Source organism: Pseudomonas sp. S2_A10, assembly GCF_054668465.1.
Genome location: NZ_CP162773.1, coordinates 5,297,480 through 5,310,625, shown reverse-complemented (window position 1 = coordinate 5,310,625; position 13,146 = coordinate 5,297,480). Strand labels below are relative to the sequence as shown.

The 13,146-nt window shown below is 60.2% G+C and carries 11 protein-coding genes and 1 pseudogene; 6 read left to right on the top strand and 6 right to left on the bottom strand.

The window, feature by feature from the left end; all coding sequences use genetic code 11:
* Positions 1-21: 21 nt before the first annotated feature.
* Positions 22-1,065: an LLM class flavin-dependent oxidoreductase gene (locus AB4N41_RS23700; protein WP_122602394.1), complete on the bottom strand. Its 1,044-nt coding sequence runs from the start codon at positions 1,063-1,065 to the stop codon at positions 22-24.
* Between the two features lie 203 nt (positions 1,066-1,268).
* Here AB4N41_RS23700 and AB4N41_RS23695 point away from each other — a divergent pair.
* Positions 1,269-2,309, top strand: a pseudogene (locus tag AB4N41_RS23695) (cache domain-containing protein); the annotation flags it as partial.
* Between the two features lie 138 nt (positions 2,310-2,447).
* Positions 2,448-3,215, top strand: a complete 768-nt coding sequence (locus tag AB4N41_RS23690) for a methyl-accepting chemotaxis protein (protein ID WP_370593578.1) — start codon at positions 2,448-2,450, stop codon at positions 3,213-3,215.
* Between the two features lie 139 nt (positions 3,216-3,354).
* Here AB4N41_RS23690 and AB4N41_RS23685 read toward each other — a convergent pair whose 3' ends face one another.
* The gene (locus tag AB4N41_RS23685) at positions 3,355-3,840 is read right to left on the bottom strand and encodes a flavin reductase family protein (protein WP_016775037.1); all 486 of its coding nucleotides are present in this window, start codon (positions 3,838-3,840) and stop codon (positions 3,355-3,357) included.
* Positions 3,841-4,163: 323 nt separating this feature from the next.
* On the opposite strand from AB4N41_RS23685, the gene AB4N41_RS23680 reads away from it, so the two are divergent.
* Together AB4N41_RS23680 and AB4N41_RS23675 are read left to right on the top strand one after the other, a co-directional pair.
* On the top strand, positions 4,164-5,570 hold the full coding sequence (locus AB4N41_RS23680) for a purine-cytosine permease family protein (RefSeq protein WP_460138107.1): 1,407 nt from the start codon (positions 4,164-4,166) through the stop codon (positions 5,568-5,570).
* Positions 5,571-5,819: 249 nt separating this feature from the next.
* On the top strand, positions 5,820-6,920 hold the full coding sequence (locus AB4N41_RS23675; RefSeq protein ID WP_041480044.1) for a polyamine ABC transporter substrate-binding protein: 1,101 nt from the start codon (positions 5,820-5,822) through the stop codon (positions 6,918-6,920).
* Between the two features lie 122 nt (positions 6,921-7,042).
* Here the strand turns inward: AB4N41_RS23675 and AB4N41_RS23670 are convergent, their stop codons facing one another.
* Together AB4N41_RS23670 and AB4N41_RS23665 are read right to left on the bottom strand one after the other, a co-directional pair.
* The gene (locus AB4N41_RS23670) at positions 7,043-8,017 is read right to left on the bottom strand and encodes a TerC family protein (protein WP_375122305.1); all 975 of its coding nucleotides are present in this window, start codon (positions 8,015-8,017) and stop codon (positions 7,043-7,045) included.
* Positions 8,018-8,256: 239 nt separating this feature from the next.
* The gene (locus AB4N41_RS23665; RefSeq protein WP_056789351.1) at positions 8,257-9,045 is read right to left on the bottom strand and encodes an AraC family transcriptional regulator; all 789 of its coding nucleotides are present in this window, start codon (positions 9,043-9,045) and stop codon (positions 8,257-8,259) included.
* Positions 9,046-9,127: 82 nt separating this feature from the next.
* On the opposite strand from AB4N41_RS23665, the gene AB4N41_RS23660 reads away from it, so the two are divergent.
* On the top strand, positions 9,128-10,126 hold the full coding sequence (locus AB4N41_RS23660; RefSeq protein ID WP_041480047.1) for a bile acid:sodium symporter family protein: 999 nt from the start codon (positions 9,128-9,130) through the stop codon (positions 10,124-10,126).
* Between the two features lie 6 nt (positions 10,127-10,132).
* Here the strand turns inward: AB4N41_RS23660 and AB4N41_RS23655 are convergent, their stop codons facing one another.
* The gene (locus AB4N41_RS23655) at positions 10,133-10,735 is read right to left on the bottom strand and encodes a LuxR C-terminal-related transcriptional regulator (protein ID WP_236169602.1); all 603 of its coding nucleotides are present in this window, start codon (positions 10,733-10,735) and stop codon (positions 10,133-10,135) included.
* 114 nt (positions 10,736-10,849) lie between these two features.
* Here AB4N41_RS23655 and AB4N41_RS23650 point away from each other — a divergent pair, with 114 nt between their 5' ends.
* Positions 10,850-12,478 (top strand): ATP-binding response regulator, encoded by a 1,629-nt coding sequence (locus AB4N41_RS23650; RefSeq protein ID WP_460138106.1) that lies wholly within the window; start codon positions 10,850-10,852, stop codon positions 12,476-12,478.
* Between the two features lie 50 nt (positions 12,479-12,528).
* Here the strand turns inward: AB4N41_RS23650 and AB4N41_RS23645 are convergent, their stop codons facing one another.
* Positions 12,529-13,098 carry a hypothetical protein gene (locus AB4N41_RS23645; protein WP_460138104.1) on the bottom strand — a complete coding sequence of 190 codons (570 nt, stop codon included), beginning with the start codon at positions 13,096-13,098 and terminating at the stop codon, positions 12,529-12,531.
* Between the last annotated feature and the right edge of the window lie 48 nt (positions 13,099-13,146).

Genomic DNA, 13,146 nt, shown 5'->3' with positions numbered 1-13,146 from the left:
TGGGTTTAACCTGCGAAACCTTTAGCGAAACGCCGGCACCACATGCTTGATAAACAACTCCAGCGATTTCTTCTTCTCTTCATGCGGCAAGCTGTTATCACACCAGAAACTAAACTCATCCACCCCCAGTTCCTGGTAGTACTTGATCCGCGGAATGATCTCTTCCGGCGTACCAATCATCGCCGTCTTGTGCAGGCTCTCCAGCTCAAACTCCGGACGTCCGGCAAACTTCTCTTCCGGGCTCGGCGCGAGGAAGCCGTTGACTGGTGTTTGCTTGTTGCCAAACCACGCATCGAACGTGCGGTAGAAACGTGAGATGGCTTTGGCGCCAACTTGCCAGCCGTCCGGGTTATCAGCGGTGTGCACGTGGGTGTGACGCAGCACCATCAATTGTGGGCGCGGTACGTCTGGGTTGTTGTCGAGCGCGGTCTGGAATTTGTTCTTCAGGTCGAGGACTTCTTCGTCGCCTTTCATCAATGGCGTGACCATGACGTTGCAGCCGTTGGCCACGGCGAAGTTGTGCGAGTCGGGATCGCGGGCGGCGATCCACATGGGTGGGTTGGGCTTCTGGATCGGTTTCGGCACGCTGGTCGAGGTAGGGAATTTCCAGATGTCGCCGTCGTGGGCGTAGTCGCCTTGCCACAGGGCGCGGACCACCGGGACCATTTCGCGCAGGGCCTGGCCGCCGCTGGAGGCGGGCATGCCGCCGGCCATGCGGTCGAATTCGACTTGATAGGCGCCGCGCGCCAGACCGACTTCCATGCGGCCGTTGCTGATCACGTCGAGCAGGGCGCATTCGCCGGCGACGCGCAGCGGGTGCCAGAACGGCGCGATGATGGTGCCGGCGCCGAGGTGGATGGTGGTGGTTTTCGCCGCGAGGTAGGCCAGCAGCGGCATCGGGCTTGGGGAGATGGTGTATTCCATGGCGTGGTGTTCGCCGATCCACACGGTGCTGAAACCGCCAGCCTCGGCCATCAGGGTCAGTTCGGTCAGGTCTTCGAACAGTTGGCGGTGGCTGACGCTTTCGTCCCAGCGTTCCATGTGTACGAACAGGGAAAATTTCATGACGCTACCTCGAGTCTTTTGTAATTGGCCGGTCGTGTGCGGGCCTGTCGAACTGACGTGAACGCTGCGCGCTCGCGAGTCTTCTCACCATTCAAGCACGCCTTCGAGGACGGCTGTTCGGTTGATTGAATATTGGTATACCATAATACGGAATATCCGCAAAATATTTCTGACCGACACTTCGAACAAGGAAGGCGCAAGCAATGAACATAAAACAAAAACTGACTCTGGCGTTTGCGGTAATCGCCAGCCTGCCGGTGTTACTGGTGGCAGCGCTGATCATCCTCAATGTCCGCGAGGGCGCGCGCGACACCTTTACCGACAGCACCGGGCGCGAAGTGCGTCAGGTGGAAAACGCGATGCAGCTGTTTTTCGAGGGCATCAGCCAGAACGTTGCTTACCTGGCCGAGCATCCGCAACTGCAGAGCATCGACACCAGCCTCAAACGCTACCTGAGCAGCGACGCCGCGCAAGTGCCGCTGGGGCCGCAGGATCAACAGCTGTTCAAGCTGTTCGACGGTCTGGCCAAGGCGCACCCGGCTTACACCTATCTATCTGTCGGCACCGAGCAGGGCGGTTACCTGTTCTGGCCGGGCGATGCGCAACTGGCCAACTACGATCCGCGCCCCCGGCCCTGGTACAAAACCGCGATGGCCAATCCCGGCAAAACCCTGCGCACCGAGGCCTATTACTGGGCGGCGGATGACGTGGTGCTGGTGAGCACTGTGCGCAGCTTCAACAACCAGTTGGGCAGCAATGCCGGCGTGGTCAACATCGATGTGTCGCTCAAGCAATTGACCGACCTGGTCAAGCAGATCCGCCTCGGTGAGAGCGGTTATCTGATGCTGATGGAAGCCAACAACACCGTGCTGGTCGACCCGAGTGATCCGGCGCACAACTTCAAGAAACTCAGCGATCTCGGCGACGGTTATCAGCAACTGGCCGAGGCGGGCAAAGGCCTGGTCGAGGTGCAATTGGCCGGCGAGGATTACATGGCGCTGGTCTGGCCGTCGCAGGCGTTGGGCTGGCGGTTTGTCGGGCTGGTGAAGGCCAGCGAAGTTATGGCCGGGGCGACGCGTTTGACCTGGCTGATCGGCGCTATCGCTGTGGTTTGCGCATTGTTGTTCGCGATGGCCGGCGCGTGGTTTGCCGGACTGATGGTCAAGCCGATTCGTGGTGTCGCCAGCGGACTCGAAGGCATTGCACAAGGCGAGGGCGATCTGACTGCGCGACTGGAAGTACGTGGGCAGGATGAAACCGCGCAACTGGCGGGCTGGTTCAACCAGTTTCTGGAAGCGATTCGCACGTTGATTCAGCGCATCGGCCAAGCAGCGGGGCAGATTCACAGCAGCTCCGGCAGCGCCACTGAAGTCTCGGCAGAAATGGCCGACGTCGCTTCGCGTCAGCGTGAGGCGGTGGACATGGTTTCTACGGCGTTTCACGAAATGGTCGCCACTTCCAACGAGGTTGCGCGTTCGTGCAGTCAAGCGGCCGACTCGGCAGACAACGGTCAGCGTCAGGCACACACCGGGCAGCAGCAGATCGACGCGGCGGTGAGTAACGTCGGGCGCTTGAGCCAGGAGATCGGCCACAGTGCCGAGTCGATGCAGCAACTGGAACAGGACAGCAACGACATTCAGTCGATCCTCGGCACCATCCGCTCGATTGCCGAGCAGACCAATCTGCTCGCGCTCAACGCCGCCATTGAGGCCGCGCGCGCCGGTGAACAGGGCAGGGGCTTTGCCGTGGTCGCCGATGAAGTCCGCGCGCTGGCCAAACGCACCTCGGACTCGACCGGTGAGATTGACGCACTGCTGGGCAATCTGGCGCGGCGCACCCACCAGATGGGCAAGCAGATGCACGCCAGCCTTGAGGTGTCGCAGGAAACCGTGGTGTCGATCAACGAGGCGCGGGCGAGTTTTGAATTGATCCGTGAATCGGTCGACGTGATCCGCGACATGAACACCCAGATCGCCACGGCGGCGGAGGAACAGCATCAAGTGGCGGAGGACATCAATCGACACATCAGCCAGATTCATGGTGATGCGCAGTTGGTGGCGAGCCTGGCGGATTCAACTCGCCAGGATGCGCAGAACCTGACGGCGTTGTCGCAGACGTTGAATCAGTTGGTGAGCCGGTTTAGGACCTGACACGGTCGCCCAGGCAACACCAAAACTTGTGGGAGCGAGCTTGCTCGCGAAGGCGTCGGGTCAGTCAAAAATGTAACAACTGACCCATCGCATTCGCGAGCAGGCTCGCTCCCACATGGATTTTCGGCGGATGTGAAAATCACGCCACAACCGGCAACGCACCCATCTTGCCGTGGCAATACACCAGCGGCCCGGCGACCTGCTCGGGGACGATCAGGTTCTTCACCGCGCCGACCATGATCGCGTGGTCGCCACCTTCGTATTCACGCCACAACTCGCACTCGATCACCGCCGTCGCATTGGCAAGGATCGGGTTGCCCAGTTCGCTCAACGTCCACTCGATGCCCTGCGCCTTGTCCTTGCCTTTGCGCGCGAAGGCATAGGCCTCGCTTTGCTGCACGCTGGACAACAGGTGAATCGCAAAGCGTTTGTTCTTGATCAGCACGGGATAGGAGTCGGAGCTGTAGTTGGGGCAGAACAGCACCAGCGCCGGGTCCATCGACAGTGAGCTGAACGCGCTGGCGGTCAGGCCGACGATCTGGCCGTCGTCGTCCAGCGTGGTGATGACGGTGACGCCGGACGGGAACGAGCCCATGACTTGTTTGTAAATGGCAGCATCGATCATTGGGTGGTCCTCGGGTGGTGTGACGCGGTTTTTATGGTTTGTAGGTCTGATGGTATACCGTAATACATATCTTGCAAGAGCTTTTCTGGTGAACCGATAAACGTGCCACTTTCGTCGGAAACTCAGTGTTTACGGGGCTTTCAGCTAGCCGGTCAGGGGTGGGATCAGCGAGGATAGCGGATCAGAGAGCGACAGAATCAGCGGATCAGGCTTGTGCAAAGTTTGGAATACCATAATATGGTCTGCATCTGAGGGGCGACCCAAGAGTCCTCCCGGTTTGGCTTCATACAAAGATAAAAACAGACAAACTCGAGTTCATGCATATGTCCCAGATGTCCCGGCAAGATCCGTTGATCGAGAATCATACGGTCGATTACGTCCCACTCGCGGAACGCCACGGGAAGGCCCGCGATCTGTTCACTCTTTGGTTCAGCACCAACATCGCGCCACTGCCCATCGTTACCGGCGCCATGGTGGTTCAGGTGTTCCACCTCAATCTGTTCTGGGGGCTGCTGGCGATTGCGCTGGGGCACATGATCGGCGGCGTGGTGATTGCGCTGGCCTCGGCCCAGGGTCCGCGCATGGGCATTCCGCAAATGGTCCAGAGTCGCGGTCAGTTCGGTCGTTATGGCGCACTGCTGATCGTGTTCTTTGCGGCGCTCATCTACATCGGTTTCTTCATTTCCAACATCGTGCTGGCCGGTAAATCCATTGTCGGCATTGCCCCGTCAGTGCCAGCGCCGCTGAGCATTCTGATCGGCGCGCTGGCTGCTACGGCGATCGGTGTGATCGGCTACAACTTCATCCACACCCTCAACCGCATCGGCACCTGGGTGATGGGCGGCGCGTTGCTCGCCGGGTTCATGTACATCTTCGCCCATGACTTGCCGGCAGACTTCCTGACGCGCGGCAGTTTCAACCTCTCCGGCTGGCTGGCGACGGTGTCGCTGGGGATCATCTGGCAGATCAGCTTCTCGCCGTACGTCTCCGACTATTCGCGTTATCTGCCAGCAGACATCGGCATCGCCAAACCCTTCTGGGCGACGTATCTGGGCGCAACGCTGGGCACGATTCTGTCGTTCAGTTTTGGCGCGGTGGCGGTACTGGCGACGCCGGAAGGCACTGAAGCGATGGCAGCGGTCAAGCAGTCCACCGGCTGGCTGGGGCCGATTCTGATGGTGCTGTTTCTGCTCAACATCATCAGCCACAACGCGCTGAATCTGTACGGCGCGGTGTTGTCGATCATCACCTCGATTCAGACCTTTGCCAGCCAGTGGACGCCGAGCATCAAGGTGCGCGTGGTGCTGTCGAGCGTGATCCTGGCCGGATGCTGCGTGGTCGCCCTCGGTGCCTCGGCGGATTTCATTTCCGAATTCATCGGACTGATTCTGGCGCTGCTGCTGGTGTTGGTGCCGTGGGCGTCGATCAACCTGATCGATTTCTATCTGATCAAGCGCGGTAACTACGACATCGCCTCGATCTTCCGCGCTGACGGCGGGATTTACGGGCGCTTCAACCTGCACGCGATCATTGCCTATTTCATCGGCATCATCGTGCAGCTGCCGTTTGCCAACACCTCGCTGTACGTGGGGCCGTACGCCAACTTGGTGGAAGGTGCCGACCTGTCCTGGCTGGTCGGTCTGGTGGTAACGGTGCCGCTGTATTACTGCCTCGCAACCCGTGGTCAGGCGCAGCAGAGCAGGGCGGCCAGGCTCGGCTATACCGACTGATCCCAACGGCAACACAGCAATGCCCGGCCCAGTGCCGGGCATTTTTGTTTGCGTATCTCGGCGGTCAAGCAAATTGGCCATATCGATCCCCTTTTGGCCTGCCGCCTACTGTCATCGCGCTACGCTGTCAGCAAGAATCGAAACCATAACAACAGGCTCGACCTTTTTTGCCCTTGGCTATCGTTACAGCCACTGCCGTGTACAGAACATAAAAACCATCGATCTCACGTCGCATTCAGGGAAACAACCATGGTCACGATCAAACGCATTCTGGGCGCCACCGTGTGTGGCCTGACGCTGCTGGCCAGCGCCGTCCAGGCCGAGCAGCGCGAACTGCGGGTGTACAACTGGGCGGATTACATCCTGCCGTCAGTGCCCAAGGACTTCGCCGAGCAAAGCAAGATCAAAGTGACCTGGGACACCTTCGACACCAACGAATCCCTGGAAGCCAAACTGCTCACCGGCAACTCCGGTTACGACCTGGTGGTGCCGTCCAATCAGTTCATCGAAACCCAGATCAAGGCCGGCGTGTTCCAGAAACTCGACAAGTCGAAACTGCCGAACTGGCAGCACCAGGATCCGGCCCTGCTCAAATTGCTCGACGCCAACGACCCCGGCAACCAGTACGGCGTGCCATACATGTACGGCACCGTGCTGATCGGCTTCAACCCGGCCAAGGTCAAGGCCGCCCTGGGCGAGAATGCGCCGGTAGACAGTTGGGATCTGGTGTTCAAGCCCGAGAACATGGAAAAGCTCAAGGCCTGTGGCGTGGCGATGCTCGATTCGCCGTCGGAGATCCTGCCGCTGGCCCTGCATTACCTCGGCCTCGACCCGAACAGCCAGAACCCGGCGGACTATGAAAAGGCCAAGGCCTTGATGATGAAGATTCGCCCTTACGTGACCTATTTCAACTCGGCCAAGTACATGACCGACATCGCCAACGGCGACATCTGCGTGGCGATCGGTTATTCCGGCAGCTTCTACCAATTCGGCAATCGCGCCAAAGAGGCGGGCAATGGCGTGGTGGTCGACTGGCGTTTGCCGAAGGAGGGCGCGCCGATCTGGTTCGACACGTTCGCCATTCCGAAGAGCGCGAAGAACGTCGCCGAGGCCCACGAATTCCTCAACCACTTGCTCGACCCGAAAGTGATCGCACCGATCAGTGATTTCCTCGGTTACCCGAATGCCAACAAGGACTCGATGCCGCTGGTCAACAAGGACATCACCGACAACCCCAACCTGACCCCGACCAGCGAAGCGCTGAAAACCCTGTATGTGGTGCAGCCGTTGCCGCAGAAAATGGAGCGGGTGCGCACGCGGGTGTGGACCAGTATCAAATCCGATAAATAAGAGCATCGCACTTCAAATGTGGGAGCGAGCCTGCTCGCGAAAGCGGGGTGTCATTCAACTCCTATGTTGAATGAACCGGCGTATTCGCGAGCAGGCTGCTCCCACAGGTGGGTTGTGTTGTGTCATTCGGTGCGGCGTTCTGCCTCGCGGCTGGTCACCAGGCTCAACAACACCGACCCCAGAATCACCGATCCGACGATTGCCAGCGACCATTCCACCGGCATGTGGAACCACGGCATCAGCACCATCTTGCCGCCGATGAACACCAGCACGATCGCCAAGCCATACTTGAGCAGGTGAAAACGGTCAGCCATGTCCGCCAGCAGGAAGTACAGCGCGCGCAGGCCCATGATCGCGAAGATGTTCGAGGTGAAAACAATGAACGGGTCAGTGGTCACGGCGAAGATCGCCGGAATGCTGTCGACCGCGAACATCAGGTCGCTGGCCTCGATCAGCACCAGCACCAGAAACATCGGCGTCGCCCAGCGCACGCCGTTCTGCAGGATGAAAAACTTCTCGCCATGAAAGCCGCTGGTGATGCGCATATGCCCGCGCACCCAGCGCAATAACGGATTCTTTTCCAGATCCGGTTGATGATCAGCGAACACCAGCATCTTGATCCCGGTGATGATCAGGAACACACCGAAGGCATACAGCAGCCATTCGAACTGCGACACCAGCCACACACCGGCGAAAATCATGATCGCGCGCATGACAATCGCGCCGAGCACGCCGTACAGCAGCACTCGTCGTTGCAATTCCGGTGGCACGGCGAAGTAGCTGAAGATCATCACGAAGATGAACATGTTGTCGATCGACAGCGACTGCTCGATCAGATAGCCGGTGAGGAATTCCAAGGTTTTCTGCCGGGCGATTTCACCGCCGAATTCACCGTGCAGATACCACCAGAGCAACCCGGCAAAACTCAGCGCCAACAGGCACCAGGCAACCACCCAGGCCGACGCTTCCCGCACCGACACCCGGTGCGCCTTGCGCCCACCGAAGACAAACAGGTCCAGGGCCAGCATGGCCAGAACGAAGATGATGAAGGCACCCCACATCCAGGGTTCGCCGATGTTGATGTTCGTGGCAGGCATGGCACGCTCCCCTGTCTTTTTATTTGCAGCAAGCACATCTCCTGTGGGAGCGAGCCTGCTCGCGAATGCGATGGAACAGCGAAGTTGAGGTTGCTGACCCACCGCGTTCGCGAGCAGGCTCGCTCCCACAGGGATCATCTTCTCTTCTCGATCAAAGTCAGACGGGGCCATGCTAGCGACGGATCTGGAGCAAAGAAAAATCGTTTATTTCTGACTGACAGTTCGGCAAAAACGAAGTATCAGCGGAAAAACTCTCCCGGCGTTTCGCCGAACTGCTGACGAAACGCGGCGATAAACGCCGAGGTCGAGTCGTATCCACAAGCCAGCGCAACATCGGTCACACGCTCGCCTTTTTCCAGCGGGGTCAGGGCACCAAGCAAGCGCAGGCGCTGGCGCCAGGCGCGGAAGGTCAGGCCGGTGTCGCGCAAAAACAGGCGCGTCAGAGTCTTTTCGGTGACACCGAATTTTTCGCTCCAGTGGCTCAGCGTGGTCTGCTGCTCCGGGTGTTGCTCCAGGCTCTGATAGATCTGCTTCAGGCGCGGGTCTTGCGGCAGCGGCAGCATCAGGTCGATGGTCGGTGCGTCGGCGAGTTGATCGAGGATCACCTCGGCCAAGCGTCCGTCAGGGCCACTCTCGTCGTATTCCACCGGGACCTGACTGAAGGCGCGAATCAATTCCCTGAGCAGCGCGCTGACGCCGAGCACATGGCAATGCTCAGCCGCCCAACCGGTGACGCTGCTATCGATGTACAGGCTGCGCATTTCCGTATGCGGTGCGCTGAACACCCGGTGCGGCTCGCCGGCCGGAATCCACACCGCACGCTCCGGCGGCGCGACGAAACGGCCGACGCTGGTCTGCACTTCGAGCACGCCCTGAATCGCGTAGGACAACTGCACCCACGGATGACTGTGACGGCGGGTGAGGGCGCGGTTGGGCAGCGATTCGGTGCGTCCGTACACGGGGCGCGGCAGGCTGGGCAACCCGGGAACACTGCGGCGCACGCTTTTGCTATGTCCTTTAGGCGGCATCTTGCGGCTCTTCGGCGTTAGTCGGTAATTGCCAGTCACGTTAGAGTCGTCGGCACGCACTGGCAACCCCCGGATGAATCTCATGACGCGCCCACGTTTTCTGCCCGATAACTTCACCCTGACTTTGATCGGCGTGGTTCTGCTGGCCAGCTTCCTGCCCGCCAGCGGCCAGGTCGCGGTCGGCTTCGGCTGGCTGACCAACATCGCCATCGCCCTGCTGTTTTTCCTGCATGGCGCCAAGCTGTCGCGCGAATCGATCATCGCCGGCGCTGGCCACTGGCGTCTGCATCTGTTGGTGTTCGGCCTGACCTTCGTGCTCTTCCCGATTCTCGGTCTGGCGCTGAAACCGCTGTTGTCACCGCTGATCGGCGATCAGCTGTACATGGGCATGCTCTACCTTTGCGCGTTGCCAGCTACGGTGCAGTCGGCCATCGCGTTCACTTCGCTGGCGCGAGGCAATATTCCGGCGGCGATCTGCAGCGCGGCGGCGTCCAGCCTGTTCGGGATTTTTCTTACGCCGCTGCTGGTGACTTTGCTGCTCAACGTCCACGGCGACGGCGGCTCGACCCTCGATGCGATCGTGAAGATCAGCGTGCAATTGCTCCTGCCGTTCATTGCCGGGCAGATCGCCCGCCGCTGGATCGGCGCGTGGGTAGGGCGCAACAAGAACTGGCTGAAATTCGTTGATCAGGGCTCGATTCTGCTGGTGGTGTACGGCGCATTCAGCGAGGCGGTCAACGAAGGCATCTGGCAGCAGATTCCGTTGTTCGAGTTGCTCGGCCTGGTGGTGGTCTGCTGCATCCTGCTGACGTTGGTTCTGGTGGCATCAATTCTGTTGAGCAAAGCCTTCGGCTTCAATCAGGAAGACCGCATCACCATCCTGTTCTGCGGCTCGAAAAAGAGCCTGGCCACCGGCGTGCCGATGGCGCAGGTACTCTTTGCCGGCAGCACCATCGGCGTGCTGATTCTACCGCTGATGCTGTTCCATCAGATTCAACTGATGGTCTGCGCGGTGCTGGCGCAGCGCTATGCCAAGCGGCCGGAGTCGGTGCCGGATCTGATGGCGCAGGTTGATCCGTAAAAGGGTTCACAGCCCCGAATACTTGACCGCCGCTGCCGCTCGCGTCGGCACGTCCAGCGTGCGCAACAACGAAGACACATGGATCCTCACCGTGAACGGCGAAATATCCAGTTCACGGGCGATTTCCTTGTTGGTCTTGCCTTGCGCAATCAACCGCAGCACGTCCTGCTGACGCGGCGTCAGCGTCGTCGCGGTTTCCAGCGGCAACAAGCCGGACGGCGCCGACTTCACCAGCACCTCACCTTCACGGATCGCCAGAATTGCCTGGCCGATTTCATCCGGCGCAATGTTCTTGCCGATAAAACCGTCAATGCCCGCCGCCATGACTTCACTGATCAGCGTCTGATCGTCAACCATCGACACCACGATCAGCGTGGTGCGCGGCAATCGTCTTCGCAAGTCGGCGAGTTGAGTGATGCAGGTCAGTCCGGGAAAACGCAGATCGAGCATCAGCGTGTCCGGCTCGTCGCCCTGTGACAGCAGCTTGAGCACCGCGTCGAAGTCGCCGGCCTCGCAGGTATCGGCATCGGGCAGCAAGCGCTGCACGGTGCGCAGCATCGCCTCGCGAAACAGCGGGTGATCGTCGGCTATGATGATCCGGCACGTCATGACGCGACCCTCCCTGGGTCAGGCGTGATTCAAGGCCTGCACCTTAGCACTGGACGCGAAGGTTGCCTGTAGGCTGCTTCCGAAACTGACGATTGCTGCACAAGGACGTTTACCATGAAGTTCGAAAAAAATACCGAACTCGACCAGGCCAACCTGCGCATTATCATCGCTGCCATTGCGGTGGTTTACATGGTCGTGCTGGGTTTTCTGCCGGGCCATCGCTTCGATACCTACCTGCCGGTCATCACTTACATTGTCTTGTTTCTGCTGGCTTCGATCGCGTTCCGCCAAGCCATTGCGCGTTGGCCCGGGCATTATCCGGCGCGGCGGATTTTTGCCATGGTCCACGATTACACCGGCACCTGTTTTGGACTGGTGATCGGCGGCGAAGCGGCGCTGCCGTTGTATGCGGTGATGGTCTGGGTCAATCTCGGCAACGGCATGCGCTACGGCTCGCGCTATCTGGCAATCGCCACCGGCCTTGCATTGGTGGCGCTGCTGGTGGTCTATCGCCTGACGCCGTATTGGCAGGCGCAGCCGTTCATGGTGCTGATGCTGCTGATCACCAGCACGGTGATTCCGTTTTATGCGCACTTGCTGCTTGAGCGCACGCGCAAGGCGTCGGAAGAAGCGCTGGCGGCTAACCTGGAAAAGTCGCGGTTTCTGGCGCAGGCCAGTCATGACTTGCGTCAGCCAATTCATTCCATCGGACTGTTTACCGCGTGTCTGCGAGAGTCGCGCCTGGGCGATGACGAGCGGCGGCTGGTCGATAACATCGACCGCTCACTGCTCAACGTCTCGCAATTGTTCCGCTCGATTCTCGACCTCTACACCCTCGATAACGGTCGGATCGAAGCGAAAATGCAAACGCTGAATCTCGGTGAATGGCTTGCGGATCTGATACGCCAACACCAGGAAGCGGCCCGTTGGGCAGGCGTCGAGCTGCGGCTGCGACCGTGCAACCACTGGGTCAGAACCGACCCGGCGCTGCTCGCGACCATGGTGCAGAACGTGCTCTCCAACTGCTTCAAATACGGCGCGCAACGACCTGTGCTGATCGGCGTGCGTAGACGTGGGGCAGGGCTGGCCATCGTCATCCATGACCGTGGCAACGGCATTGCCGAAGAGCATCTGCACAAGGTCTTCGAGGAGTTTTATCGGGTACGGCAAGTGCGCGACAAAGATGTCGAGGGCGTCGGGCTGGGCCTGTCGATCATCAAGCGTCTTGGTGAACTGATCGATGTGCACGTTGCTCTGCGTTCACGGTTGGGACGCGGCACCGCTGTGACGCTTGCGGGGTTGCCGATCGTGGCGGCGCCGCAGTCACCGGTGGTTCGCAGTGAAGCGCGGCAGGCAGGTTTGTTGACCGGGCTGAAGGTGTGTCTGGTCGAGGATGACCGCAACGTGTTGCTCGCGACTTCGGCGTTGCTCGAACGCTGGGGCTGCGTGGTGCAGGCCGAGTGGTCAGCTGAAGGCCTGGTCACCGACTGCGACATCATCGTCGCCGACTATGACCTCGGCACCCACGCCACGGGTATCGAATGCATCGATGAAGTGCGCAGGCAGCGCGGCTGGGCCGTGCCGGCGATGATCATCACCGGGCATGACGTCGAGAAGATTCAGGCTGCCTTGCATGACCGGCAGATTGCGATTCTGTCGAAACCTGTGCGCCCGGCCGAGTTACGCGCGACGCTGCGCGCCCTGCGTGATCGACAAGGCGCAGCGGTTGAACAGATGCTGTAAAGGCCGATGTAAACGGGCGGCTCAGAAGCTCGCCCGTTATTTCGCGGCGATTATTGTGGGCTGTTGAACTGGTCGGAATAGCTGCCGGTCATCAGCGCCGATGCCACGCGATCAGAACCGACTCCGACCCGGGAGTAGGCCACTCGGTTGACGCCGGTGCGGTCGGCCCCATCCGCTGCCAATGCTCCGGCACCGACACGATCAGCGCCATCGGCAGCCACTGCGCCAGCGCCGACACGATCAGCGCCATCGGCAGCCACTGCGCCAGCGCCGACACGATCAGCACCATCGGCAGCCACCGCGCCCGCGCCGACGCGATCAGCACCATCGGCAGCGACTGCACCTGCGCCGACACGATCAGCGCCATCGGCAGCCACTGCGCCAGCGCCGACACGATCAGCGCCATCGGCAGCCACCGCGCCGGCACCGACACGATCAGCGCCATCGGCAGCCACCGCGCCGGCACCGACACGATCGGCGCCATCGGCGGCCACTGCGCCGGCGCCAACATGATCAGCCCCATCCGAAGCCAACGCCTGCGGTTGCGCCGCCAAGACATTCGGCACCACAACGCTGGCCGCTACCGCAAGAAGCACGCCTGACAACAACTTGTATTTCATGGTTTTCTCCACGACCCGTTGCCAAACAGCGATCAATCGCGCGCGATG

Excerpts from the sequence above, each read along its gene's own strand:
- AB4N41_RS23645 (WP_460138104.1), bottom strand. The coding sequence starts at position 13,098 with ATGAAATACAAGTTGTTGTCAGGCGTGCTTCTTGCGGTAGCGGCCAGC.
- AB4N41_RS23660 (WP_041480047.1), top strand. The coding sequence starts at position 9,128 with ATGACGCGCCCACGTTTTCTGCCCGATAACTTCACCCTGACTTTGATC.
- AB4N41_RS23685 (WP_016775037.1), bottom strand. The coding sequence starts at position 3,840 with ATGATCGATGCTGCCATTTACAAACAAGTCATGGGCTCGTTCCCGTCC.
- AB4N41_RS23670 (WP_375122305.1), bottom strand. The coding sequence starts at position 8,017 with ATGCCTGCCACGAACATCAACATCGGCGAACCCTGGATGTGGGGTGCC.
- AB4N41_RS23700 (WP_122602394.1), bottom strand. The coding sequence starts at position 1,065 with ATGAAATTTTCCCTGTTCGTACACATGGAACGCTGGGACGAAAGCGTC.
- AB4N41_RS23655 (WP_236169602.1), bottom strand. The coding sequence starts at position 10,735 with ATGACGTGCCGGATCATCATAGCCGACGATCACCCGCTGTTTCGCGAG.
- AB4N41_RS23665 (WP_056789351.1), bottom strand. The coding sequence starts at position 9,045 with ATGCCGCCTAAAGGACATAGCAAAAGCGTGCGCCGCAGTGTTCCCGGG.
- AB4N41_RS23690 (WP_370593578.1), top strand. The coding sequence starts at position 2,448 with ATGGCCGACGTCGCTTCGCGTCAGCGTGAGGCGGTGGACATGGTTTCT.
- AB4N41_RS23650 (WP_460138106.1), top strand. The coding sequence starts at position 10,850 with ATGAAGTTCGAAAAAAATACCGAACTCGACCAGGCCAACCTGCGCATT.
- AB4N41_RS23675 (WP_041480044.1), top strand. The coding sequence starts at position 5,820 with ATGGTCACGATCAAACGCATTCTGGGCGCCACCGTGTGTGGCCTGACG.
- AB4N41_RS23680 (WP_460138107.1), top strand. The coding sequence starts at position 4,164 with ATGTCCCAGATGTCCCGGCAAGATCCGTTGATCGAGAATCATACGGTC.